Source organism: Marinobacter sp. (assembly GCF_041984545.1).
Lineage (GTDB): Bacteria > Pseudomonadota > Gammaproteobacteria > Pseudomonadales > Oleiphilaceae > Marinobacter.
The window spans coordinates 691-977 of the sequence record NZ_JBHIXV010000070.1 but is presented as its reverse complement, the minus strand read 5'-3'; the positions used below and the strand labels follow the sequence as shown (position 1 = coordinate 977).

Here is a 287-nt window from a genome sequence, read left to right as displayed (position 1 = left end):
CGTGCGCCGCCGCGACGCCTTCGGAAAATATGGCGAGCAGGCTCGATCCGTGCTTGATGCCTTGCTGGCGAAGTATCAGGACGAGGGCGTCATCAATCTCGACGATACCAACGTGCTGCGCATCTCACCCTTCACCAACCTCGGAACGCCCGTCCAGCTCATCAAGGCGTTCGGCGGCCGCGAAGGTTTCGAGAACGCCGTGCACGAGCTCCAAGCCAAACTCTATCAGGAAGTCGCCTAGTCCATGTCTGTCCGCACTCTCGTAAAATCCATCCAGGACGTCATGC

The 287-nt window shown here is 59.2% G+C and carries 1 protein-coding gene; it reads left to right on the top strand.

Annotation, left to right across the window (positions count from 1 at the left end; translation table 11 throughout):
• Positions 1–241, top strand: a 241-nt coding sequence (locus tag ACFC20_RS17510; RefSeq protein ID WP_375194102.1) for a type I restriction-modification enzyme R subunit C-terminal domain-containing protein, incomplete at its 5' end; no start/stop codon positions are given.
• Between the last annotated feature and the right edge of the window lie 46 nt (positions 242–287).